Origin of the sequence: Staphylococcus kloosii (assembly GCF_003019255.1) — a bacterium.
GTDB classification, from domain to species: Bacteria; Bacillota; Bacilli; order Staphylococcales; family Staphylococcaceae; genus Staphylococcus; species Staphylococcus kloosii.
Genome location: NZ_CP027846.1, coordinates 2538593 through 2561016, shown reverse-complemented (window position 1 = coordinate 2561016; position 22424 = coordinate 2538593). Strand labels below are relative to the sequence as shown.

General features: G+C 31.0%; 21 protein-coding genes and 3 pseudogenes. 10 read left to right on the top strand and 14 right to left on the bottom strand.

The annotated features are described in order from the left end of the window. Window positions 1-181 precede the first annotated feature (181 nt). On the top strand, window positions 182-1825 hold the full coding sequence (locus C7J89_RS12795) for a ribulokinase (RefSeq protein WP_103295853.1): 1644 nt from the start codon (window positions 182-184) through the stop codon (window positions 1823-1825). A 450-nt stretch (window positions 1826-2275) separates the two neighbouring features. On the opposite strand, the pseudogene C7J89_RS13605 reads toward C7J89_RS12795, so the two are convergent. The 4 genes and pseudogenes from C7J89_RS13605 to folE all read right to left on the bottom strand — a co-directional run. Continuing rightward, window positions 2276-2401, bottom strand: a pseudogene (locus C7J89_RS13605) (4-fold beta flower protein); the annotation flags it as partial. Between the two features lie 197 nt (window positions 2402-2598). Further along, window positions 2599-2841 carry an FAD/NAD(P)-binding oxidoreductase gene (locus tag C7J89_RS12790; protein WP_103295852.1) on the bottom strand — a complete coding sequence of 81 codons (243 nt, stop codon included), beginning with the start codon at window positions 2839-2841 and terminating at the stop codon, window positions 2599-2601. Between the two features lie 20 nt (window positions 2842-2861). Next, window positions 2862-3635 (bottom strand): SDR family oxidoreductase, encoded by a 774-nt coding sequence (locus tag C7J89_RS12785; RefSeq protein ID WP_103295851.1) that lies wholly within the window; start codon window positions 3633-3635, stop codon window positions 2862-2864. A 23-nt stretch (window positions 3636-3658) separates the two neighbouring features. Further along, window positions 3659-4291, bottom strand: coding sequence for a GTP cyclohydrolase I FolE (gene folE, locus C7J89_RS12780; RefSeq protein WP_103295850.1), 633 nt, complete (start codon window positions 4289-4291; stop codon window positions 3659-3661). Window positions 4292-4682: 391 nt separating this feature from the next. On the opposite strand from folE, the pseudogene C7J89_RS13535 reads away from it, so the two are divergent. After that, window positions 4683-4907 (top strand): annotated as a pseudogene (locus tag C7J89_RS13535) (hypothetical protein); the annotation flags it as partial. Window positions 4908-4911: 4 nt separating this feature from the next. Further along, window positions 4912-5023: pseudogene (locus tag C7J89_RS13600) on the top strand (helix-turn-helix transcriptional regulator); the annotation flags it as partial. 240 nt (window positions 5024-5263) lie between these two features. Here C7J89_RS13600 and C7J89_RS12765 read toward each other — a convergent pair. Further along, the gene (locus C7J89_RS12765; protein WP_106884416.1) at window positions 5264-5356 is read right to left on the bottom strand and encodes a type I toxin-antitoxin system Fst family toxin; all 93 of its coding nucleotides are present in this window, start codon (window positions 5354-5356) and stop codon (window positions 5264-5266) included. 135 nt (window positions 5357-5491) lie between these two features. On the opposite strand from C7J89_RS12765, the gene C7J89_RS12760 reads away from it, so the two are divergent. Further along, complete coding sequence (locus tag C7J89_RS12760; RefSeq protein WP_325051231.1) at window positions 5492-5836, top strand: MFS transporter; 345 nt, start codon at window positions 5492-5494, stop codon at window positions 5834-5836. Window positions 5837-6236: 400 nt separating this feature from the next. Here C7J89_RS12760 and C7J89_RS12755 read toward each other — a convergent pair whose 3' ends face one another. The 6 genes from C7J89_RS12755 to C7J89_RS12725 all read right to left on the bottom strand — a co-directional run bounded on the left by C7J89_RS12755 (window position 6237) and on the right by C7J89_RS12725 (window position 12102). Further along, window positions 6237-6740, bottom strand: a complete 504-nt coding sequence (locus C7J89_RS12755) for a hypothetical protein (RefSeq protein WP_061855429.1) — start codon at window positions 6738-6740, stop codon at window positions 6237-6239. Window positions 6741-6757: 17 nt separating this feature from the next. Further along, window positions 6758-7345 (bottom strand): ATP-binding cassette domain-containing protein, encoded by a 588-nt coding sequence (locus C7J89_RS12750; RefSeq protein WP_103296153.1) that lies wholly within the window; start codon window positions 7343-7345, stop codon window positions 6758-6760. Then, on the bottom strand, window positions 7346-7846 hold the full coding sequence (locus tag C7J89_RS12745; RefSeq protein WP_103296154.1) for a hypothetical protein: 501 nt from the start codon (window positions 7844-7846) through the stop codon (window positions 7346-7348). A gap of 1227 nt (window positions 7847-9073) precedes the next feature. Beyond that, on the bottom strand, window positions 9074-9211 hold the full coding sequence (locus C7J89_RS12735) for an uberolysin/carnocyclin family circular bacteriocin (RefSeq protein ID WP_233432458.1): 138 nt from the start codon (window positions 9209-9211) through the stop codon (window positions 9074-9076). 710 nt (window positions 9212-9921) lie between these two features. After that, complete coding sequence (locus C7J89_RS12730) at window positions 9922-11145, bottom strand: Nramp family divalent metal transporter (RefSeq protein WP_172459015.1); 1224 nt, start codon at window positions 11143-11145, stop codon at window positions 9922-9924. Window positions 11146-11160: 15 nt separating this feature from the next. Further along, on the bottom strand, window positions 11161-12102 hold the full coding sequence (locus tag C7J89_RS12725; protein ID WP_103295784.1) for an agmatinase family protein: 942 nt from the start codon (window positions 12100-12102) through the stop codon (window positions 11161-11163). A 313-nt stretch (window positions 12103-12415) separates the two neighbouring features. On the opposite strand from C7J89_RS12725, the gene C7J89_RS12720 reads away from it, so the two are divergent. Next, entirely contained in the window at window positions 12416-13801 is a 1386-nt protein-coding gene (locus tag C7J89_RS12720) for an amino acid permease (RefSeq protein ID WP_061855424.1), read from the top strand. Between the two features lie 36 nt (window positions 13802-13837). Further along, the gene (locus tag C7J89_RS12715) at window positions 13838-14320 is read left to right on the top strand and encodes an SRPBCC domain-containing protein (protein WP_103295783.1); all 483 of its coding nucleotides are present in this window, start codon (window positions 13838-13840) and stop codon (window positions 14318-14320) included. A gap of 54 nt (window positions 14321-14374) precedes the next feature. Here the strand turns inward: C7J89_RS12715 and C7J89_RS12710 are convergent, their stop codons facing one another. After that, a complete protein-coding gene (locus C7J89_RS12710) occupies window positions 14375-15556 on the bottom strand; it encodes an MFS transporter (protein WP_061855422.1) in 1182 nt (393 codons plus the stop codon). Window positions 15557-15687: 131 nt separating this feature from the next. Here C7J89_RS12710 and C7J89_RS12705 point away from each other — a divergent pair, with 131 nt between their 5' ends. Next, window positions 15688-16578 carry a LysR family transcriptional regulator gene (locus tag C7J89_RS12705; protein ID WP_103295782.1) on the top strand — a complete coding sequence of 297 codons (891 nt, stop codon included), beginning with the start codon at window positions 15688-15690 and terminating at the stop codon, window positions 16576-16578. A gap of 68 nt (window positions 16579-16646) precedes the next feature. Here the strand turns inward: C7J89_RS12705 and C7J89_RS12700 are convergent, their stop codons facing one another. Continuing rightward, window positions 16647-17291, bottom strand: coding sequence for a FusB/FusC family EF-G-binding protein (locus tag C7J89_RS12700; RefSeq protein WP_103295781.1), 645 nt, complete (start codon window positions 17289-17291; stop codon window positions 16647-16649). Between the two features lie 453 nt (window positions 17292-17744). On the opposite strand from C7J89_RS12700, the gene C7J89_RS12695 reads away from it, so the two are divergent. Next, complete coding sequence (locus tag C7J89_RS12695) at window positions 17745-19136, top strand: MDR family MFS transporter (protein WP_061855419.1); 1392 nt, start codon at window positions 17745-17747, stop codon at window positions 19134-19136. Window positions 19137-19287: 151 nt separating this feature from the next. Continuing rightward, complete coding sequence (locus tag C7J89_RS13505) at window positions 19288-19419, top strand: hypothetical protein (RefSeq protein WP_258027137.1); 132 nt, start codon at window positions 19288-19290, stop codon at window positions 19417-19419. 698 nt (window positions 19420-20117) lie between these two features. On the opposite strand, the gene C7J89_RS12690 is transcribed toward C7J89_RS13505, so the two are convergent. Further along, complete coding sequence (locus tag C7J89_RS12690; protein ID WP_103295780.1) at window positions 20118-21197, bottom strand: aldo/keto reductase; 1080 nt, start codon at window positions 21195-21197, stop codon at window positions 20118-20120. 241 nt (window positions 21198-21438) lie between these two features. Here C7J89_RS12690 and C7J89_RS12685 point away from each other — a divergent pair, with 241 nt between their 5' ends. Further along, window positions 21439-22395: an NAD-dependent epimerase/dehydratase family protein gene (locus C7J89_RS12685; protein ID WP_103295779.1), complete on the top strand. Its 957-nt coding sequence runs from the start codon at window positions 21439-21441 to the stop codon at window positions 22393-22395. Window positions 22396-22424: the final 29 nt, after the last annotated feature.

Sequence of the window (22424 nt, the reverse complement as noted above, 5' to 3'; positions counted from 1 at the left end):
AATCGCTTTCATTTGCATATGTCAATCATAAAACTACAATAAATGTGTTTTTATGTGCTTGTAATTATTGAATGAATGTTTATTTTTGTTCGTTTATTTAAGTTTTGTGCGTTGCTTTTTACTATTAAGTTGCTTATTATTTAATAAAGCGTTTTCTATTGTGCGTATATGGAGGGTTATTATGAATTACAGTATAGGTATTGATTTTGGCACGGGTTCTGGGAGAGTATTTTTAGTCAATACAGCTAATGGTGAAATTATTTCACAATATATAAAAGAATATTCTCATGGAACAATCGAGCAACAATTAAATGGTCAAAAGATACCACAAAGTTTTGCGTTACAAAATGCTAATGATTATATGGATGTCATTGAAGAAGGCATTCCATACATAATAAAAAATGCCAACATTGATGTTAACAATATAGTAGGAATGGGCATTGATTTCACTTCTTCGACTGTAGTATTTGTAGATGAATATATGGAGCCGATGCATAACTATGAAGCCTTCAAAGATAATCCACATGCATACGTAAAATTGTGGAAGCATCACGGCGCTCAAGCCGAAGCCGATAAATTATTCCAAACAGCACTACAACAAAAGAATAGATGGTTAGGTTACTATGGATTTAATGTAAGTAGTGAATGGATGATTCCAAAAATAATGGAAGTACAACATAAAGCACCTGAAGTAATGGCTAAAACAGCCAATATTATGGAAGCAGGGGATTGGATTGTTAATAAATTAACTGGGAAAAATGTTCGTTCTAATTGCGGACTAGGTTTCAAGTCGTTTTGGCAACAAGAGTCAGGGTTTCATTATGACTTATTTGATCAAATAGATGATGCATTGTCTGATATAGTGAGAACAAAAGTCGATGCACCTATCGTAAATATTGGTGACACAGTCGGTACATTAAGTACAGAGATGGCTGATAAATTAGGACTCCCAGACACAATAGCAGTAAGTCCATTTATTATTGATGCACATGCGAGTTTATTAGGTATAGGTTCAGAAAAAGATAAAGAAATGACGTTGGTAATGGGAACGAGTACATGTCATTTAATGCTTAATAAAGAACAACATAAAGTGCCGGGCATCTCTGGTTCGGTCAAAGGAGCTATCATTCCTGAACTTTATGCATACGAAGCGGGACAATCTGCGGTGGGTGATCTATTTGAATATATCGCCAAACAAACACCGTACGACTACGTTGTCGAAGCTGAAAATCGTAATATTTCAATTTTTGAATTACTTAATGAAAAGGCGCAGAAGTTGGCGCCAGGAGAAAGTGGTTTAGTGGCACTCGATTGGCATAATGGTAATCGTAGTGTGCTAAGTGATAGTACACTAACCGGAAGTCTATTTGGCATGACGCTACAAACAAGACATGAAGAGATTTACCGAGCATATATGGAAGCTACGGCTTTTGGTACGAAAATGATTATGCAACAATATCAAGGTTGGCAAATGGAAGTAGATAACGTATATGCATGTGGCGGCATACCGAAGAAAAACCCATTATTAATGGAAATATATGCCAATGTATTGAATAAGACTATCACTATTATCGATAGCGAGTATGCCCCTGCAATAGGAGCAGCCATATTGGGCGCTATAAGCGGTAAAGCACACGATTCATTTGAACAGGCTATTCAAGCCATGAAAGAGCCGATACTTTATCAAGTAGAACCAGAAGAAGACAAAGTCGCAACCTACAAAAAATTATTCAAAGCATATAAAGCATTGCATGATTTACATGGCTATAAAAAGGCAAGCATTATGAAAAACGTTAGAGCCATTGTCAATGAAAACTTTGAATAATAATAGTAGGATAAATTATTTTAATGGTGGTTATTATAGTAAGACACTCCCACTGAATTCATAATCAATTGAATTTAGCAGAAGTGTTTTTTGATAAGTTATTAGTGGTTTGAAAGTAAAAAAAAGCAAAAATCCGCTTAATCAGAATTAAGCGGATTTTTTATTGATACATATTATCAATACCATTAAGAAGTTGTGAAATATTGTTATTTTTATATATAGCATAAGTATTAATTTTAATGTTTATAGGTAAATTAAACCATCATAATAAATAACAATTTCCAATTTATTTATCCTTCTACTTATAATTGTTTTTAAATACCTTGTAATAGAAAATCTTTTCCTCTTATATGTGACCAGGACGAATGATATATATTTTTTATTTTTCACGCGCTTTTTTGATTTTTTACTGGCTTAGTCTCTTTAACTGGCGCAGATTGTTTTATAGGTTTATTGGGCCTTTTCAGTTGCTGTGGAATTAAATAATACGCATTTGCCTTTTAAATCTCTAATCCACCCATCTTCAAACCAACCTAAATGAGCCCCGTTAAAACCGTATACTTTTTTATTTGCAAAATATACTACGGGTTAACCAGTGAAAAGATAGAGGTGTACTGAATCCTCGGTGTAAGCTATAGCATTGCCGTTTTCGTCATAAAATGTCATGTTTAACCTTCTTTTAAAACACTTTTTAAAGTTTATAACTAGTTTGTCATAGCTAATAGTTTGATCATCTTCTGAAAATAATTGCTTTTTGTCTGTATCTATACTTGTTATTTTGTATTTAAGATTAACTGTATATTATTATCATCAAAAAATGTTTCAGGCTTTAGCAATGGCAGTTTTTCATCTTTATTATCCTGCATCCACTCTTTAAATAGGGGTGGCTTATCATATGGAAAACGATTTTCGCTTTCTACTATCGTGATTTTAGCTTCATAGCCATCTTTTCTTAATTCACTAGTAGTAAATACGCTGACGGTAGAGCTACCTATAATTACAATGTTTTCGGTCATGTTCAAGCGCCTGCTTTTTGTTAATTATCGTGTTTATTAACAATATTATGATTTCCGGTAATAGGTATAATCGCACCTGTTATGTAACCAGAATCTTCTTCACAAAGAAACTTGATAACGCGTGAAATATCTTCGCCATATTCTTCTCTCTGTATTTCGTGTTGCTTGAAGTTACCATTTGTTGTTTCATAATTGATATCTTTATCTTTATTTTGTTCTGAAATATCGCCTGGAGAAACAGCATTAAAAGTTATGTTATAACTAGCTTCTTCTTTAGCCAAAGTTTTAGTTAAAGACATTGTCCCGGTTTTGGCAGCAGCATAAACACCACGATATGTCCAAGCAGGAAATGTATGAACTTGATCGAACCCTATAGTTATGACTCTGCCCCAAGCATTATTCCTCATAATAGGAACAATACATTTAACTAAGTTAAAGAAACTTTTAAAATTACCATTAATCATTAAGTCCCATTGTTCAAAACTGATGTCAGTTATTTTTAGTTTTTCTGCTATAAAAGGACCAGCATTATGAATTAAAATATCAATCGAACCCATAGTCGACATAATATATTGCACCATTCTGTCTACTTCATTAGGATCACTAACGTCAGCTTGGACAGCTATCGCATTGACATCATATAGAGTATTGATTTTTTCAACGGTATATTGTGCTGCATCTTTGCTTGTTTTGTAGTTAATCACAACATCTATACCAGCTTCAGCTAAATCAAATGCAGTTTTTTTACCTAAACCTTTTGCACTTCCAGTTATTAATGCAACTTTTCGTTTCATATCATTACAACACCTTAATCAAATTATTTATGAATCAAAGTCAAAAATTCGCTTCTTGTGTTATAGCTACTTTGGAATAAGCCATGTACAGCAGAAGTTAAAGTTGATGATTGGTCTTTTTTAATTCCTCTACTACACATACACATATGCTTCGCCTCAATCACAACCATGACGCCTTTAGGTTTTAGCTCTTCATTTATAGCAGTGGCTATTTGTGAAGTTAAGCGTTCTTGAACTTGAAATCTTCTAGCATAACCTTCAACTACTCTAGCTATTTTAGATAAACCCGTAACTTTTTGATCTGGAATATAGCCTACATGTGCTACGCCGAAAAAGGGAGCGAAATGATGTTCACACATGGAGTAAAATTCAATATCTTTAACCAATACCATATCATCTTGTTGCACATCGAATGTTTTCTTTAAATGGTTTTTTGGATTTTCTTTATAGCCTTCTGTATATTCAAAAAAAGCTTTCAAAAATCGATAGGGTGTCTCAATTAAGCCATCTCTTTCTGGATCATCGCCACATAATTCAATAATGCTTTTTATGTTTTCCATTGCTGAATTTATACTTGCTTTTTTGTTATCAATATCTTCTGAAAAATTATCAGATACAAGTTTGTTTACTTTTTCTTCTAAATCAATATTTTCCATTACATACACCACTTTTTTTATTATTTGTGAACATTAACTGTGTCACTTAATCTCACATTCATTATTTATCGAACAACATATAAAAACAAACGTTCTGCTTAACAGAAATAAAACACTTAATTTGCTAAGCATTTATTTCAGACAATGCCTATGACAAATCATTACTCAATAATTTACTTGTTTATTGGCGTTGCTGCAAGCAGGAGACTGAATTTATAAATGTATAATGTAATTATAAAATTCATAATTATATGAGTTAATATTTTATAATATTTTCACTTTAAATTTAATATAATCCTTTTATTGCCATTAAGTAAATAACTAAAACACCAAATATTGTGAATAAAATATAACAATTTAACTAAACTATTAGTATTTGGTTTAAAATATTGATGAAAGACAACGTAAAATGTTTATTGAAATACTCGCCAAAAGTTTTATTTGGATTATATATAGCATGCTATTTAGCTTATTACTTAAATTTACAGGTCTAACACCAAATATTGAAAAATCATGGTTTTCACAGTATCCAGAAGTTTTCTTTATAATCGTGACGTTAATTCTTTTAATTTATAATTACTTTTCTACAAATAAAAAATATACATCCAAAGATTAAATTGATGAAAAATAAAATTAGAGAATATAGAAAACAACAAGGTATTTCTCAAGAAACACTAAGTAAAAAAATTAAATGTTTACAGACAAACCATTAATGCAATAGAAAATAATAAGTTAATTTTAGATAAATTAGGCTCAATGTTATTAAAATTAATAATTTCTGAATGGTATAACATTACATCATCCTATGGATATAATCCTAAAATATACATTGTTAGATAATTGAGTTAGCTTTTTTTGTTTCCTAACTACTATAATGTTATAATATAATTAACGAATAGAAAGTTCATAGATAGCACCGAGCCCCAACCTATTGCCGTAGGTTGGGGCTCTTTATGTGACATGGATAGTCGCCTATTTATTGCGATGGTTTAACCAGTAAGTAAACCAAGCTACAATACATCCAGTTATCACAGGTGCAATAATCATTACGAATAAAAAGTCCATAGATGCTCACCTCCTTCCGTCGAAAATATCGCCGGAAGTTAAGGCGACTTCATTATTATATCAACTATAAATTTACAAGAATATTCGCTTACGTTAAGTTTATTTTATATAGTTCAGAAAAATCATTGATTTTTTATTATAGCGCATGGAGTAATATTTTTTACTATAGGTATATCTAATAATGAATTTTTCTTTCTTTTGTTAGCATTATTATTTGGTATTATTTCTGTTCCAGCAATGATATTTTCTAAGACTTATATACAAGAAAATATACCTGAGCAAAATCAAGGGGAAATATTTTCATTATTTTATTCTTTTAGTACAGCTGGATATCCTTTAGGACTTGCTTTATCAGGCTTTATAGTTAATGTAATAAGCGTTAAGTTTACTATCGTTATTTTATCAATAATTTTAATAATAGCTGTTGCTCTTTCGATTATAATCAGAGGTGTTTATGCAAATATCAAACAATCAAATTAAGAACTTTAGTATATTCAAACAGAAGTTAAATGAAATTGTTAATCAATATAACGAACTAGAAAACTTATTAAGGAAATATGTAATATGAATTTTTATATTGCAATGGGAAGAAATAAATTATTAACTAGTGACAATCCAGTAATAGCTACTTATAGTTGGAAATAAATAATGGTGCCAATCACTTCAAATATTCTTATAGATTTTCAAGTAGATATAATTAATCCACCTAACAAATAACAAGTAGAGTATTTACATAGTAAACACTGAGCCCGATAACTATGTCCGTAGTTATCGGGCTTTTTTGGTGTATTGGTTAAGTCGCTGTCAGATTATTTTTCACTTATATTAATTTGGCCAAGTAAAAAAGAATTCCATATACATAGCCTGACTTCTCCGATAGCTATTTAATAAAAAATCCTATTACAATTATTATAAGTTTTATAATGAATAATACAATTGTAATGCTTTTTAATTTGCTGAATAAATAGTATAATACTATGAATATAACTAAATCTACAATTGGTATAATGTAGCTTAATGTATTAAATGAAACATTAAAGAAGTCATTAATGATTAAAGTAGCCAAATTAGCGATAGTGTAACCTATCAATAAAGAAAAGAACAAATCTTTGTCTTTAGCTTTTCTATCTCTATCAAATAAAGAAACTATTAATTTCAATACAAAAAATGTAAAGAAAAATATAAGAACATTAAAAATCAAAACTATTAGGCCTATAAAAAAATATAATTGATTGTCAGTCATACTTAATGTGTCTTTAATTGAGTTTACTTGACTAGTAATGGTCGGATCACTATACGTAAATGCAAAGAATAATAGTAAACTTGATGCTAAATAAGGAATCATACTAATGATATAAAGTGACAATATTTTAATTGTTTTCATTTTCTTACTCCTTCTAACTATAAGTTTATTATTTTATATGATCCTTGATAATCTTCCATAATATCATTATGAGAAGTGATTATTACGCATATATTACCTTGCTGAGCCAAAATATTAATTTGATCTAGTAGAATCTTTTGACTCTCTCTATCTATATTAGAAAATGTTTCATCAATTATTATTAAATCCCAATAATGTGTTTTGAAAAGTAATGTGCAACCGATTTTTAAAGTCATTCCTAAAGAAGCATTTTCATATAAAGTATCTAATTGTGCTTTGTCATATAATTTAGAGATATTGTAATTGATATCTTTATCCAATTTAAGTTGATGTATGGAAAAAGTTAGTTCTATATTTTCCTGAATAGTTAAAAAATTTTGTCCGATTCCTTCATTTGTAAGAAATAAAATATTTTTAGCATTGTTTTTAACTTTACCAGAAGTAGGTTTTTCTATTCCTGTTAATAAGCGTAATAAAGTACTTTTCCCACTACCATTTCTTCCTTTTAAAAAATACACATTATCTACAAAGTCATAAGTAAAATCACTTAATATAGTATTATTATTATATATCTTTTTACATTTATCACATTTAATTTCAACCATCTAATTCACCATACCTTCGATAAAACTTGCAAATATAATTAATAGTAGACTCAAAAAATATAATTTTTTGTTTTCTTTCCAAAAGTCTATTAAAGAATGTAATTTTTTGGATGCTAAAAACACTCTCAATGATTTAAAAGACAGACACATATATAAAAGCATGTTAGGGATTTCAAAATTAGCATGAGCCCATAAAAGTGAAAAAGTGTTACTGACACCTCTAATTTGGATACTAATATATATTTGATAAACTGTAATTGCCAAATCAATAATTATTAAAAATGGAGAAATCAAAAAAAATATAAAATATTGGGCGAAGTTTAACATGTTATTTAGCATTATCTTTTGAGCATAGCCGAATCCATAATTAATATTTTTCAACTCATTAGTTCGTGAAAAATTAATTCCTGAAAATAATAAAGACATAAGCATAAAAAGAGATATGCCTAATAGCAATATCATTAATGAAAAAGTTAGATATTCCGTGACTCTTAATTTCATAATAAGTACCTCAAATTTTCAATAAATATTTTTTTAAAGTTAAATAAAGTATTATTATTGTGAAAATAAAATATTGACTCAAGAAATTATTGGGATTTTTCTTTTTTTGTACTGTTATTTTCTCTCCAATAAAATAAAATACGCCTATCATCCAAAGTAACGGGGTAATTACAAAGAAGTTTAATATTAAAGAAAAATTCGCAACATATGAAATTAATAAGCTTGCTATTAATAGCATAAGAGAATATAAAATGAAGTAAGAAAAATACAAACTTAACATAAATTTTTTTAACGAAGACAAAGGTGAAAAATTATAAGCATAAAATTTCGCTGTTGTTTTGGATAAACTACTAAAATTCAAATCTGATATAAGTTCTACTTCTATTATATATAGAAAAACAATTAGAAATGTATAATCTAGTATGAAATTTAATTTTTGTCCAACAAACATAAATATAAGAACTATTAATAATGTTACATAAGTCGTGTTTGAATTTTTCCTTTTTAAGAAAAGCAAACTAAAAAGGAATTCTTTGTTTTTAATATTAATTTCTCTACTTTTTATAGTATGTTTAAACTCTTTCTTGTTAAATTCAATATTATTAATATTTATATAAAAAAGCATAAATAAAACGAATGTAACGCAACTTATAATATAAAGATTTGGTATCAAAAATGAAATAATAACCAAAGAACAAGAAATATAATTAGCTATTTTAATATACTTATTAATCACAAAATTTTTGGAAATCATATTAAATGATAGAAGCAAACTAATTATTATTGCTAAAATGACTTTGATATCCAAAAAGTATATTGAAAAAATTAGTTCTATTAATAAGAATAGAACTAGTAAAAGTAACAATGGATTATTTTTTATTAATTCAAAAAATATGTATCTCCTCATAGTCTTCTTACTTTGATAATAGTGAAAAAAAGTATTATTAATCAATGATTTAACAAATAACGGTTTATTATATTGGGATAAAAACAAAGCTATTATTATAGTCAAGAGATAGTCTCTAAGAAAATAAGAAAAAAACACCGACATTAAAATAAAAAGAAAAACTAACAAGCTAACTATCAATAGAAAAATATTTAAATTCGATCCCATTTTAATTTTTCTAGAATTCAATTTTATTAAGTTTTTTAGCATATGAAGTAATACCTCTTTTAAAAAAAGAAGAGCAAGAAAAACTTGCTCTCTTTTTCAATTATGAATAAATTTTACCAAGATGCAGCGTATTTTTTACCAAACCTTTTAATAAGTCTTTTTGCAGTAAACAATATACCTGCTCCAATAACACCAGCACCTGTAACTGCACCAATTAAACCAACAATTGCTGCTACATTAACAGCAGCGATAATATCTATTGCTCTTCTAGCTGCATAAGAACTTACACCTAAGGTCTTGTTAATTCAAGATTCGTTAAAATCAAAAAACAATATTGAACTGATTTAATAGACCTAAAAATAGTGCATTTTTTCCTTTCAATAATGTTTCCATAATAAAAACCTTCTTAAATTTAATTTCACTTATTATATATCAGTTTTTCAATTAGGGCAATCTTATTTGCAATCGACTTTTATTATATTTTTATAATATTTATAGAAAGCAAATATACAAAAAGTACGGTATGGAATTAACTAAAGAAGGTTTAACTTATGTAAAATATGTCCAAAGAATTATTAATAGTAATATAAAGTTTGAAAAAGAGTTACACGGTCAATATGGACAATTAGAATTCGTAGTAGTGAATAGGGCAAAGAGTCAATATATATAAATGTATTGAGAAAATTAAAGTGTGGATGAAAGAGAATCCGTATGTAAATATTATTTTTTAAACAACACATTACAATTTGTTGGGGTATATTGAAAAGGTATTACTTTATTAACAAAAAATAATATAAATAAGAGTTTATTAATGGTTCATTTCAAAGAATTTAATGGCTTATAATTACTTATAAAAATTCAAATAAAAGAGAAGGGATAAATTCGACTTAAATAATGAATTTATCCCTTCTCCCATTTATGATATATGATTGTGTTTTATGTTCAGATAAAAAGTAACTACTTAAAAAATACTCGTAACTGCATCAATCAAGCTATAAACGCCTAAAAATGACACGATAAGTACAACTATAAAACCTAAAATATTTAGCCATATGTTATTGGCGTATTTGCCCATAAGTTGTTTTTTGTTAATAACGATAAAGATTAGGATTGCTACGATCGGTAGGATAATACCATTCAATGCTTGAGCAACGAGTAGGACTTGGATTGGTTCGAAGCCTAATCCTGACGTGATAATACCGATAAGTATGATAGCTGCAAATACGGTTTTGTATTTTTTGCTTTTCATACCTTTTTCCCAACCGAGTAAGCTACTAATTGTAGCAGCAGCCCCAGTAGGTGAAGCAATGGCAGATGATAGTCCGGCTGCAAATAGCCCTATACTAATAATGAATGGTGCAAATTCTCCGAAAATTGGTTTTAAGGGATCGGCAAGTTGGATAATGCTTGATACCTCTTTACCTTTAATTAACGTAGCGGCCGAAATCAAAATTGCCACTGAAATAATACCACCCACAGCAATTGAAATAATAGTATCCCAACGTGCAAATTTTAATTCGCTAAGGTCTTTAAAACGTTCATGTACGGCAGTAGAGTGAATAAAGAAATTATAAGGTACTACCGTTGTACCAATTAATGCAATAACAGTAATAATTGATCCATTCGGTATCGTTGGTACAAAAATACCTTTCAAGACACCTGTTATGTCAGGTTTAATTACAATCATAGTCGTTATGAAAATAATCCCCATAATAACCATTAGTACAATCATTATTCTTTCTAAAAAGCGATAATTTCCAAATAGACCGATTAATAAAATAATAATACCAATCACAGGAGCTACTGCATGTGAAGGTAAATGTAATAAATATGCAGCACCCAGAGAGGTACCTAGCAAGTCACCACTTATGTATGCGGCACACCCTAAAGTCACTGCGATTAATGTAAACCAAACTAAAATAAATTTGCCTATTTTATGTGCAAATAATTCTTGCACGGCTTCTCCTAATCCTTCTCTCGTTACTAAGGATAGGCGAATAATCATTTCTTGTAAGACGATTGTTGCAATAATAGAGAACACTACTGCCCACAACAAGCTATAACCAAAGCCTGCGCCCCCTTGGGTCATTGTAGTAACAGTACCTGGACCAATAAATGAAGCGGTAATAATCATTCCTGGTCCAATTGATTTAAATACTTTACTAAAGTTCTTAAACACAACCATCACATCCCCGTGTTATTAGGCTTTGCCTAAGTATTTCGCGTGGCCTGCAAGTACGTATAGTACAGCAGTAGAGACAAAATGAGCAGAATTTTGGTTGGCGTCTTGCATTGGATATACCTCAACATAATCCATTCCACAAAGACCTAATTTACCAAATTCATGTATTAATGTTAGTAATTCGTAAGATGTAACGCCATTGCCGTCCACTGGACCACCTGGATTAAAAGCAAAATCAAGAACGTCACTACAAATTGTTAAATAGACGACATCTACATCTTTACTTGCTTGTGCATAAATATCACGTGCTAATTGTGTTAAGTTTGTAGATGATCTAATGTCGTTAATTGTTAAAGTGATAGCACCCGCTTCTTCAGCATATTTACCAGTTTCAGGTTTATTACGTGGACCATGAATACCTGTATGTATAATGCTTTCATTTCTGATACCCTCGGTTTCATATAAGCGCATAAATGGTGTATTACGTGCATAAAGTTCACCATCATAGTCAGGCATATTATCATAATGTGCATCTAAATGAATAATACCTACACGTTTATTTGTTTTAGTTAGTGCTTTGAGAATAGGGTAGGTAACGCCATGTTCACCACCAAAGCCCACTAAAAATTTATCTTGTTGCCATAAATTATATGCAAAATTCTCAATATTCTCATAACTTTGCTTGTTATCATGCGCGACGAAAGGAACATCACCAACATCACCCATAGATAAATGTTCGCTTACATCTATATGGTTTAGCTCAGGTAAATATTGACTATAACGTGCAGAACATACACGAATTTGTTTAGGTCCTAGTTCAACGCCTGTATAGTCACCCCAAGTACTTTCACCTTCAAAAGGCACACCATACACAATAACGTCAGTATCTAAATCTTGTGACTTTGATAAATTCTTACTATCTAAAAAACATGGTGTATTTCCATAAATATTATCTTTCATAAAATATAATGCCCCCTTTATTAATTAACAATTATAGAGAGTATCAATTTTGTTTTCAAATATATATCGAAATAGATTGCTATATTCAATAAATCTGTAAGTAAATTATTTATTAATATGTAGTAAAATGTTTAAACAAACAAAAATATTATTGATTATATAAACAATTGAAATTTGTAGAGAAAAAGAATATCATACAATCAAGCATTAAGTCAGATATGTTTATGAAATAAAAATTAGTTCATGAAAAAGGGGTTTGAACTAATGATATTTGAAACTAATGCTAAAATACATAAACAAATGGGGAAAATTTATGTCCAATCAATTAAGCAGAGAGTTAAGTAATAGACATATTCAGCTTATTGCCATTGGTGGCGCAATAGGGACAGGTCTATTTTTAGGTGCCGGTCAATCGATTAGTTTAACCGGTCCGTCTATTTTACTAACGTATATTATTGTTGGTTTTGTACTATTTATGTTTATGAGAGCAATGGGTGAGATGCTTGTAGCAAATACCGAATACAAAACATTCGCAGATATTGCTCACGATCAATCAGGGCCATTGGCTGGATTTCTAACAGGATGGACTTATTGGTTAACTTGGATTACTTCAGGTATGGCTGAAATTACAGCCGTAGCTAAATACGTAGAGTATTGGTTGCCAGATATACCAAACTGGATAACATCACTCTCATGTATTTTGATATTAATGATTTTAAATTTAACGAGTACGAAAGTTTTTGGTGAATTGGAATTTTGGTTCTCAATTATAAAAGTTGTAACAATTATTGCCTTAATCGTAGTGGGTATTATTATGATGGTCTTTGCATTTCATACACATTATGGTTATACGGGCTTAGATAATATATATAAACATGATGGTATTTTCCCACATGGCGCATCCGGATTTTTAATGTCATTCCAAATGGTTGTATTTTCATTCACTGGTATTGAAATCGTAGGTATTACTGCTGGTGAAACTAAAAATCCAGAAAATACAATTCCTAAAGCGATTAATAACGTGCCAATCAGAATACTTATATTCTATGTTGGTGCATTGGCAGTTATTATGTCTATTATTCCTTGGAATCATATTAGTCCAGATGATAGTCCATTTGTAAGTTTATTTGCCTTAATTGGTATCCCATTCGCAGGAGGCATAATTAACTTCGTAGTGCTTACTGCAGCATCGTCTTCTTGTAACAGTGGTATATTTGCTAATAGTAGAATACTTTTTGGACTAGCAGATAAAAAACAAGTGCATACATTATTGTTATTAAAAAATAAACAAGGTGTACCTTTCGTAGCCATTTTAGTGACATGTTTATTATTAGGCGTAACTGTTATATTAAATTATTTTATTCCTAATGCGACGCAAGTCTTTTTCTATGTAACGTCATTATCAACAGTGTTATTAATTATTAACTGGATGTTTATCATGCATGCTTATGTTAAATACACTAAGAACCAACCAGAAGAGCATAAGAAAAATAGCTTTAAATTACCTGGTGGTAAGCTAATGGCTTATTTCGTTCAAGTATTCTTTATTTTCGTACTAATTATTTTAACTGTTACACCTGATACAAGAAGTGGTGTACTATTAACACCAATATGGTTTATTTTCTTAATTTTGGTGTATTATAAAATGAAGAATCAATCTGTTAAAGAGGCGTTAGCGAATAAATTATCGAATGATTAAATTTCATAACTTTTATCGTTAAGCGAGGGCGTAAATATGGAAGTCAGTTATAATAAAAGTAACGAGGGCGTAAGCCAAACAATCACTACACAAATCAATGACCGTGTTGCAACTGTTTTTCATTATTTAAGTACAACGGAAGGCATACAACAATGGTTTCCACAGTTAGTGATTGAAGAGCGTAAACCTCAGGGTAAAATGCAATTTGTCATGGATGAAGCAACAGCAAACCAAACGATGACGATAACTGATTTTGTTGAAGATAAGGTTATCGGGTTCACATGGGATATTGGTAACGTAAAGTTTGATTTGCAGCAACAAGATAATCAAACAAGGTTAACGTTTACGGAATATTTGCCGTTTGAGTTTCCACACATCGTGTTAGACTTTACTGGATGGCAGTTCCAAATTGACAATGTCACGCAACTTATTGAAAGTGGCGCAACACTAGATCAACAGCAAATGGATTTTGAAGGTAGACAACAACAAGTGGCGGCTGCGTTAAATCTTGAACAATAATATGAAAAGACCTTCGATACACTTAATATCGAAGGTCTTTTACTTTGTGATTTTTTAATATTCACGGTTATTTTTAGCAGTTTTACCATGTAAGAAGTAGTAACCTATAAGCGCGATAATTACTAATACGCCCATAAGTATATATAGATAACGATAGCCCACAAACGGGATAAGGATACCTAATATGAATGGACCAATGCCGGCACCAAAATCTGTAAACATATAGAACGTAGAAGTTGCTAAGCCAACTTTATCTTTTGGCGATTGTTGTATGGCAATTGCTTGTGCACTTGGAATAATAGTTCCATACCCTATACCAATAAATATTGCTGAAATAAGCAATAATACACTACCGTGTGTTAAACCTAACAATACGAGTCCGACAATAAAGCTGATAAGCACAGGGTACATAATTTTATTTTCACCATATTCATCATAAATTTTTCCGGTAAATGGTCTTGTTACAAATGTACTTACCGCATAGACGATGAAAAAGAAACTTGAAGCCGTTGCTAAATTAATATGTGCGGTATAAACAGTTAAGAACGATAATATACTAGAATATGCTACACCTACTAAAATAATCACTGTTGATATAGGCAATGCTTCTTTTTGAATATATGCACTTAGTCCTTTATTAGATGCATCCTCAATATCTTGACTTACATTAATTTGAGGTAGTTTTTTAATCATAATAGCAAATAGAAATGCCACAATAATAACTACTAAGCATACTAAGAAATTAGATTGGAAACCTAAATGTTGGTTGATTAGTATACCAAAAAATGGTCCAAACGCTGAAGCAGTAGTAACACTTAATGCATAATAGCCGATACCTTCACCTTTACGCTCTTCTGGTATTATTCTTGAAGAAATTGTACCAGTGGCGGTTGAAGCAAAACCAAATGCTAAACCATGTAGTAGACGTACGAGCATTAATATAGCAATGCTATTAATAGCAAAATATAGTGCTACTGTAATAATAGAAAATATAATGCCACCAAGTAATACTTTTTTAGGCTGTAAACTATCGATTATTCGTCCAGAAACGAGACGCCCAAATAGCATACCGATAATAAATATACCTGCGGCAAGACCGCCCATACTCTCAGATGCATGATATTTATCTATAGTAAATTCTGTAATTGTAACTATTAATGTGTAATGAATAAGATACATTAAAAAGTTAACTATAGTTATGAAGATAAAATCCTTAGTCCAGAGTTTATCGTACATAGTGTAAGACCGTCCTTTATTTTTATATTGTTTTTCTAAACCAATAACTATTATAATAGTTAAAATATATTAATGTATAATTAGAATTTCTGATATTTATATAAGTAAAACTGATATAAAAGGGTGAAGCTATGAATTTTGAACAATTGAGTTATGTTAAAAAGATATATGAAACTGAATCGATTATTTATGCGGCAGAAGCAATGCATATAAGTCAATCTGCGATGAGCCAATCTATTGCTAACTTAGAAACAGAATTAGGTTATAAACTATTTAATAGGTCGCGAAAGGGGACTTTACCTACTCAAGACGGTAAACATTTAATCCCATATATTATTGAAATTTTAGAAGCGCAACATCATTTATTAGACGAAGTAGATGCTATGAAGGCTCATATTAATGGTTCTCTTACTATAGCGACAATTCCTACCTTATTTAACAAAGTTGTCCCAAAAGCCTTGTCTAAGTTTAATAAAGACTATCCGCATATTAATGTGAAAATTTTTGAAAGTGATAAAGATGAAATTGCACGTTTAGTACAACAAAATGAAGTAGATATAGGATTGATAGGTATAAGAGATAACGAATCTATTGATGACGGCTTACAATTACATTCTTTAAATAAGTCGAGTGGATTTAAATTAATTGTCCCGAAAAAATCAAAGTTAGCGCTTAAAGAAGAAGTGAATTTAGAGGAGATTCAACAATATCCATTTGTATTATATGATCGTAGCTTTTATCAAAATAATTTGAAGGCGTTCGAGGATGAAAATGGACCATTAAAAATAGTATTTCGAACGAATAACCCAAGTGTATTAATTAGAACAGTATCGGAAGGCTTAGGGATTAGCATTGTTTCTAATCTGATTATTGAGGATGATCCATTTATTATGAATGGTTCTATTGAAACTGTGCCAATAGGGAAGCCATTTGATTATTATATTTATTTTACGGCAATTACTAAAGGACCAGATAATAACAATGCAGCAATTAATAAATTCATCTCATATTTGCGAAGTTAGATAAATAACAAAAACACCTACTACAACAGTATTAGTTTGTAGTTAGGTGTTTTTATTGTTACGTGTTATTAAGATTTAATTTTGTCTAAAAACTTATAAAAATGAGTCAAATCTGTAATTTGACGATTACAACGTGTGCTATCGAAACAAATGTAATCGCCTTTTTTAGTATAGCGTCCATCACTTGATGAATGTGTTTTGCGCATAAATAATGCGACATTAGATTCTTTGTTACAAATCGAACAAAAACCTTTTACTGTTTGATTTGAAATATCGCCATAAAATCCAGTTAATTTATCATGTTCGTCATAATAAATAATATATTTGCGTCCTGAAGATATTTCATTCCATCCTACATAAGTACTTTCCTTTAATACTTCATCACTAATCAATGGTGTCTTTAATTTCTTAACCTTTTTAAACACTTTTTCTACTTGCTTATTACTAGGGTGTTTAAACGGTGTAACGTAAGTACTGAAAGTATCTAATATTTTTTCGGCTTGTAGGCTAGATAACTGAACGTTCATTAAGCTCTCAACGGCTTGTGTTATTGTCTCGTCACCATTAGGGAAAGATTGTAAAATATCTTCCTTTGTCGTTTGTTGGATAGCGGCAACAGTACGTTGGTCATTCACAGAATTATAGACGTTTAACAAACGTGCTACATTGTTTTTTATATAGTTAAATTGATATGGATATATTTTAGTTTCCATGTTGTTCTTCCTTTCACAAAACGAATTTATTGTAAGTTATTTAAATGCTTTGTGAATAGAGGAATGATTAACAAAGCATTTATTTAGTTGCTTTGTATTAAAGATGTAGCATTTATGTGCAACATATCATCATCTCCAATTGTAATAATATACTTTTTATAGCAAGTAATTATACAATTGTCAACCTAGCTCAATAATTGGAGATTTAGATTTAATTGAATTTCTGAAAATTATACTTTTATAACAATAGCAAGCAACTAAGTGGACTTGCGATGGTATAAGTGTTAAATTATAACAATTGTAACTAAAGATGAATGCATTCGAATGCGTGTATTGATAATGGATCGTGCGGATTACTTTATATGAAGTAAGATGAACGGTCTTATTTATTTACACATGAAATTTTAAGTTTTTACAAATAAATATTTAAACTTATTGAAGGAAGGGATTACTTTGTCTGAAACAGAAAAGTTTGATTTAAAGAAAAATATACCGTTATTTATTGTCTTATTATCAGGGGCATTTATAACAATATTAAACCAAACTTTATTAGGAACGGCGTTACCACCTATAATGAAAGATTTACATCTGGACAATAGTACCGTTCAATGGTTGCAATCAATCTTTATGCTAGTCAATGGTATTATGATTCCAGTTACCGCATTTTTAATTGAACGTTTTACATCTCGTCAATTATTCCTATCTGCAATGGGCGTCTTTACTGTTGGTACTTTGATTTGTGCCTTTGGACCAGATTTCTTCACATTATTAATAGGTAGAATTCTTCAAGCCGCTGGTGCGGGTATTATGATGCCACTTATGCAAACAATATTATTTTTACTTTTCCCTGAAGGAAAACGTGGTACTGCAATGGGACTATTTGGTTTAGTGATTGCATTTGCTCCAGCAATCGGGCCAACGTTATCAGGAATTTTAGTCGAATACTTCACATGGAGAAGTGTCTTCTACGTTATCCTGCCAATCGCAGTCATTAATATTATTACTGCATATATTTTATTGAAAAACGTTACAGAATTAACGTATCCTAAACTTGATAAACTATCTGTCGTATTATCTACGATTGGTTTTGGTGGTATATTATATGGCTTTAGTACGGTGAGTCAAGCTGGATTTACGAGCTGGCACGTTATTGTTTCTCTAATCGTTGGTATTATTGCATTAGTCATATTTATTAAACGTCAATTAAATCTAAAAGAGCCTATGCTCGAGTTTAGAGTATTTTCATATAACATTTATACAATAGGTACTGTGCTAGGGATGTTTGTATTTGCGGTTATGATTGCGACTAACATTATATTACCGTTATATATGCAAAACATGTTGCATTTAACGCCATTACAATCTGGTTTAGTATTATTACCAGGTGCAATTGTTATGGGTCTCTTTAACCCGATTACCGGATATTTATTCGATAAATTTGGTGGTAAATGGTTGGCTCGTGGCGGTTTATTATTGCTAGCCTTATCGACGTTGCCATTTACGTTCTTGACGTCGCATACAAGTATCACATATCTAACTATAATGAATACGATTAGAATGATTTCAATTGCGATGGTTATGATGCCTATGACGACGTTAGCGATTAACCAATTACCGCAACACTTAATTTCGCATGGTACGGCGATGAACAATACTTTTAGACAAATGGCAGGTGCTCTAGGTACGGCATTATTTATAACGGTTATGTCATTAGCTGTCGACCCAACAAAAGGGCAAGAAGGTATCGTGCATGGTGTTAATATTTCATTTATCGTTGCTACATGTGTAACTATTATTGGTTTCTTATTATCATTTAAACTAAAAGAAACTAAGAAACAGCGATAATTTATAAATCCTCTGAAATGTTATGAATGTTATGTTTGGAAAGGTTAAGACTTGTTAATTTATAAAAAACTAAAATTTATCGTAAAAAAAGTGTTTACCAAAGTTTTTAGGTGGTAGAACTATATATCCAAACTTTTAGGAGGTATTTATAATGAGTAAATTTGACGAATTTAAAGACCAAGCAAAAGATAAAGTAGACGAAGTTAAGAATGATAAAGATAAGCAAAAAGAAGTTAAAGATCAAGCGAAAGACAAAGCTAATGATCTAAAAGACAAATTTTAATATATAGTAATTATTAGAATTCTAAGTCTTGGGGTTAACTCCCAATGAAGAAGCCGACTAACGTGATTTTAAACGCGTTGGTTGGCTTTTTTGGTTTTTAAATAATATATTTTGAGCTGCGCTTTCCTACGGGAAAGGCTCGAGCCTGTAGTCTCGAGACACTTTCAATTCCGTCAGGAGTCTTGCTCAAAATAGAAGTGTGTTAAAGGGAATGGAGCCAACAGTGTAATTCGTTTAACTGTTTCCTTCATTTTTATTTTAAATAAGGAAGGGGTGTGAAAATAATATATTTTGAGCTGCGCTTTCCTACGGGAAAAGCTCGAGCCTGTAGTCTCGAGACACTTTCAATTCCGTCAGGAGTCTTGCTCAAAATAAAGTGTGTTAAAGGGAATTGAGCCAACAGTGTAATTCGTTTAACTCTTTCCCTCATATTTATTTTTAATAAGGAAGGGTGTGAAAATAATATATTTTGAGCTGTGCTTTCCTACGGGAAAGGCTCGAGCCTGTAGTCTCGAGACACTTTCTATTCCGGCAGGAGTCTTGCTCAAAATAAAAGTGAGTTAAAGGTAATGGAGCCAACGGTGTTATTCATTTAACTGTTTAGTTCATTTTTATTTTTAATATAGGAAATGAAAAAATGGCAATTTCCATTAACATTGATGGAAATTGCCATTGTTTTTCAATTAAATAATAAAGATTTAAAGCATAGAATCTTTATTGTTCATTAGGTTATTGTAACCTTCAAGGTAAACTTTTTCTGAAGTTGAAGCTTTGTCGTAGGAGTTCATTGCTCTATGCCATAACGGATATATAGGTTCTGGGTTTGTTAACTCGGTAATTGTTTTAATTTCATTATCTGTAAGTTGTAGGTTGTAAGAAGCGATATTATCTTGTAATTGATCTTGGGTTCTTGCTGCAAGTACGAGTGAGTCTATATTTGGTCTGTCTCTTAGCCATGCTAATGTTACTTGGGCAACTGAAACGTTGTGCTGTACTGCAATGTCATTAAGCACATCTACTAAATTATAAAATAATTCGTGATTTTTAATATAAGGTTCTGGCCAGCCGTCACCTTGGCGTGTACCAGCATCGCCTGATTTCGTTCTTGAAACTTTACCAGTTAATAGTCCTTCACCTAATGGAGACCATATACTATTACCAACGCCAAGTTCTTTGCCGGCAGGTAATAATTCGTATTCAGCTTCACGTGCTTCAGGTGTATAGTAAATTTGTTGTGCAATAGGTGGTGCCATATTGTTAGCGACGGCAAGCGTATGTGTTTTAGCTAAAGCCCAACCACTATAATTGGAAACACCCCAATAACGAATCTTACCTTGTTGAATTAAATCGTTCATGGTCTGAATGGTTTCCATCGTTGGCACTTGGCCATCCCATAAATGTGTGTAATATAAATCAATATAGTCAGTGTTTAATCTTTGAAGTGATTCATTAACTGAACGTTCGATATTAATTCTGCTTGCGCCACCGTCATTAGGATTATCAGTCAATTGAAAACCTGTTTTACTACTAATAACCATTTCGTGACGTTTATCTCTAATTGCTTTACCTAATGCAATCTCGGAATCTCCTTTAGAGTATAAATTTGCCGTGTCAAATTGGTTAATGCCTTGGTCTAGTGCATAATCAATCATCTTATTTGCTTGTTGTTGTGACATGCCACCTGCGTTTTCAAATCCATTCGTACCTGTAAAAGGTATCGTACCAAGTGCATATTTAGATACTGCTAATCCAGAATTACCTAATAAATTATAATCCATTTCTTTCACTCCTTTTCGTAATCCATTTTATTAATTCCCGGAGTTAGTTATTTTAAATCGCGTATCTATAAACAGGATGGTTATTGTTTTAAATGAATTGTGCAACTTAATAAAAAAATTGCTTCATGTTCACTCACAGTATACAATTTTGGGGATATGTAGTATAATTTTAAGTGAAATGGGCTATTTGTTTACATGAGAAATACATTGCTTTTTGGCAATAGACAAAGGAGAGAGAGAAATGAAAAAAATTATGATTACAGGTGCCTTAGGACAGATTGGAACTGAATTAGTAGTAAAATGTAGAGCGATTTACGGAAATGAAAATGTTTTAGCTACTGATATTAGAAAGCCTGAAGAAGGTTCTCCAATATTAGATGGACCTTTTGAAATTTTAGATGTAACGAATAAAGAGCGTATGTTCGAACTAGTAGATACATTTAAAGCCGATACGTTGATGCATATGGCAGCATTATTATCAGCAACCGCTGAAAAAAATCCGATTTTTGCATGGGACTTAAATATGGGTGGATTAATGAACGCTTTAGAAGCAGCACGTGAATATGATTTGAAATTCTTTACGCCAAGTTCAATTGGTGCGTTTGGACCAACTACACCAAAAGTGAATACACCACAAGTTACTATACAACGACCTACTTCAATGTATGGTGTAAATAAAGTTGCCGGTGAATTATTATGCCAATACTACTTTGAAAAATTTGGTATTGATACAAGAAGTGTAAGATTCCCAGGACTTATTTCACACGTTAAAGAACCAGGCGGCGGTACTACAGACTATGCTGTAGAAATTTATTTCAAAGCCGTTAGAGAAGGTAAATATACAAGCTATATTGCTAAAGATACATTTATGGATATGATGTTTATGGATGATGCGGTAGATGCCATTATTAAATTAATGGAAGCAGATGGCGTTAAACTTATAAATAGAAATGCTTATAACTTGAGTGCTATGAGTATTGAACCTGAAATGGTAAAAGAAGCTATTTTAGAGCATTATCCAAACTTCGAATTGGACTATAACGTAGATCCAGATAGACAAGCTATTGCTGATAGCTGGCCAGATAACATTGATGTAAGCTGTGCTAGAGCAGAATGGGGCTTTGATCCAAAATACGACTTACAATCTATGACAAAAATAATGTTAGAAGCAATTGAAGAACAAAATTACGTAAGATAAATCATAAAAGCACTTAAAAGTTGTATAAC

Bases quoted from the DNA above. Each gene is read 5' to 3' on its own strand.
- C7J89_RS12795 (WP_103295853.1), top strand. From the start codon at position 182: ATGAATTACAGTATAGGTATTGATTTTGGCACGGGTTCTGGGAGAGTA.
- C7J89_RS12790 (WP_103295852.1), bottom strand. From the start codon at position 2,841: ATGACCGAAAACATTGTAATTATAGGTAGCTCTACCGTCAGCGTATTT.
- C7J89_RS12785 (WP_103295851.1), bottom strand. From the start codon at position 3,635: ATGAAACGAAAAGTTGCATTAATAACTGGAAGTGCAAAAGGTTTAGGT.
- folE (WP_103295850.1), bottom strand. From the start codon at position 4,291: ATGGAAAATATTGATTTAGAAGAAAAAGTAAACAAACTTGTATCTGAT.
- C7J89_RS12765 (WP_106884416.1), bottom strand. From the start codon at position 5,356: ATGGACTTTTTATTCGTAATGATTATTGCACCTGTGATAACTGGATGT.
- C7J89_RS12755 (WP_061855429.1), bottom strand. From the start codon at position 6,740: ATGAAAACAATTAAAATATTGTCACTTTATATCATTAGTATGATTCCT.
- C7J89_RS12750 (WP_103296153.1), bottom strand. From the start codon at position 7,345: ATGGTTGAAATTAAATGTGATAAATGTAAAAAGATATATAATAATAAT.
- C7J89_RS12745 (WP_103296154.1), bottom strand. From the start codon at position 7,846: ATGAAATTAAGAGTCACGGAATATCTAACTTTTTCATTAATGATATTG.
- C7J89_RS12730 (WP_172459015.1), bottom strand. From the start codon at position 11,145: ATGGTTGTGTTTAAGAACTTTAGTAAAGTATTTAAATCAATTGGACCA.
- C7J89_RS12725 (WP_103295784.1), bottom strand. From the start codon at position 12,102: ATGAAAGATAATATTTATGGAAATACACCATGTTTTTTAGATAGTAAG.
- C7J89_RS12720 (WP_061855424.1), top strand. From the start codon at position 12,416: ATGTCCAATCAATTAAGCAGAGAGTTAAGTAATAGACATATTCAGCTT.
- C7J89_RS12715 (WP_103295783.1), top strand. From the start codon at position 13,838: ATGGAAGTCAGTTATAATAAAAGTAACGAGGGCGTAAGCCAAACAATC.
- C7J89_RS12710 (WP_061855422.1), bottom strand. From the start codon at position 15,556: ATGTACGATAAACTCTGGACTAAGGATTTTATCTTCATAACTATAGTT.
- C7J89_RS12705 (WP_103295782.1), top strand. From the start codon at position 15,688: ATGAATTTTGAACAATTGAGTTATGTTAAAAAGATATATGAAACTGAA.
- C7J89_RS12700 (WP_103295781.1), bottom strand. From the start codon at position 17,291: ATGGAAACTAAAATATATCCATATCAATTTAACTATATAAAAAACAAT.
- C7J89_RS13505 (WP_258027137.1), top strand. From the start codon at position 19,288: ATGAGTAAATTTGACGAATTTAAAGACCAAGCAAAAGATAAAGTAGAC.
- C7J89_RS12690 (WP_103295780.1), bottom strand. From the start codon at position 21,197: ATGGATTATAATTTATTAGGTAATTCTGGATTAGCAGTATCTAAATAT.
- C7J89_RS12685 (WP_103295779.1), top strand. From the start codon at position 21,439: ATGAAAAAAATTATGATTACAGGTGCCTTAGGACAGATTGGAACTGAA.